The organism is Kitasatospora sp. NPDC091257 (assembly GCF_044757675.1).
Lineage (GTDB): Bacteria > Actinomycetota > Actinomycetes > Streptomycetales > Streptomycetaceae > Kitasatospora > Kitasatospora lactacystinica.
In genome coordinates this window covers 1-1,893 of record NZ_JBIVVI010001492.1, presented here as the reverse complement: position 1 = coordinate 1,893, position 1,893 = coordinate 1, and the positions used below count along the sequence as shown (strand labels likewise).

Below are 1,893 nucleotides of genomic sequence, written 5' to 3'. Positions count from 1 at the left end.
CGCCGGTGTCTTCCGGGGTTTGACGCCCCGTCCGACGTTTCAAACTCTAGCCGATCCCCGCTCCGAAAAGCGAATCCGACCGCAACCCAATAAAATGCGCACGCCGAATAAGCACCAGGCCGCAACGTGAAAACGACGAAGCGACCCGGCCCGAACCGGGAAGTGGTGTTTCAGAGGATTGGCTGCCCCGGGACCGTCCGCGCTGACGCGTGTCCGGTGCTCCCTGCCAGGCAGCTCGAAGAACACTAGACCTCCGGCCTCGCCGAGTCAACCGGCGCAACCGGTTTCTCGGCCTCCTCCTCCGCCGGCAGCTGGAAGGCCAGGACGGCGACGTCGTCGTCGTGCTCGGAGGTCACGCCCATCGCCCGCAGCAGCCGGGCGCAGATCACCTCGGGGGCGCCCATGGCTCCGGCCAGGGTGCGGGCCAGGAGGTCGAGGCCCTGGTCGATGTCCTCGTCCCGGCGCTCGACCAGTCCGTCGGTATAGAGGACGCCGGTCGTACCGGGGAGCAGGCGCAGGGTGTGGGAGACGTGCAGGCCGCCGCCGGTGCCGAGCGGCGGGCCGTTCTGTTCCTCGCTGCGCAGGATGGTGCCGTCCGGGCAGCGCAGGAGTACGGGGAGGTGTCCGGCGGAGGCGTAGGAGAGGGTGCGGCGCCGCGGGTCCCAGACGGCGTAGGTGCAGGTGGCGATCTGGTTGGCGTCGATCTCCATGGCGAGGCCGTCGAGCAGGCGCATCACCTCGTGCGGGGGCAGGTCGAGGCGGGCGTAGGCGCGGACGGCCGTACGCAGCTGGCCCATGACGGCGGCGGCGCGCAGACCGCGGCCCATGACGTCGCCGATGACGAGTGCCGTGCGCCCGCCGTCGATGGCGATCACGTCGTACCAGTCGCCGCCGACCGCGGCCTCGGCGCCGCCCGGCTGGTAGGTGGCGGCGACCCGCAGGCCGGCCGGCTGGTCGAGCTTCTGCGGGAGCAGGCTGCGCTGGAGGGTGACGGCGGCCTCGCGCTGGCGTCGTTCGGCTTCGCGCAGGCGGGCGGCGGCGAGGATGCGGGTGGCGTCGCGTTCGAGGATGCGGCGGATGTGGCGGTCCCAGGCGGCGGGGCTGTTGGTGAACTCGGCGCGGAAGGCGCGCGGGCCGACGGTCCAGCGGGCGCCCCAGCGGTCCCAGTGGTCGGGCTCGGGGCGGCTCACCCAGCAGGTGAGCAGGCCGTACACCGGGACGTAGAGGACCTGGAGCAGGAGGACGAACGGCAGCAGCGGCGCGAAGCGGACCGGCTGCGGGCCCCACGGGGTGCCGGGGGCGGCGGGCGGGTCCTGCGGGGAGGGGGCGTTCAGGGCGGCCGGGGCGGGGAAGTGGCGGGCGAGGCGGACGTGCCCGGTGTCCGTCCCGGACGCCACGCCGTGCCAGCCGTGCCGCTCCGCGAGCCGGACCACGCCGGCCGCGCCGAGACCGCGGTAGAACCGCAGCGGGAGTCCGACCCGCATCACCCGGCCGAGGTCGGCCCGCACCTCGCCGTCGCCGGCCGCGTGCGCCGCCTCGGCGGCGGCGATCCGGCGGGCCAGGATCGGGGCGACGTAGCGCTCCCAGTGCTCCGGCCTGCCGGAGAGCTCGGCCCGCAGCCGGCGGGGCGGGACGAAGCTGCGGTTGACCTTCAGCCAGCCGTCGGAGTCGGGACCTCCCCCGCTGTAGTCCGCGAGGAGCAGGACGACGAAGAGCAGCACCAGGCCGAGGACCCAGAGCGGCGCGTAGATCCACTGGAGGACGAACTGGACCAGCACGGCCAGGCGGTTGCGGCGCGGCGCGGGGCCGGGGAAGCCGCCGGGGCGGCCGGCTCCGGGCTCCGGCGGGGCGCCGAACCGGTCGGCGGCGTACGGCTGTTGGGGGGCGGGGTGG

General features: G+C 74.5%; 1 protein-coding gene. It reads right to left on the bottom strand.

Annotation, left to right across the window (positions count from 1 at the left end; genetic code table 11):
• Positions 1–245 precede the first annotated feature (245 nt).
• On the bottom strand, positions 246–1,484 hold the full coding sequence (locus ACIQOV_RS39640) for a PP2C family protein-serine/threonine phosphatase (protein ID WP_401055767.1): 1,239 nt from the start codon (positions 1,482–1,484) through the stop codon (positions 246–248).
• Positions 1,485–1,893: the final 409 nt, after the last annotated feature.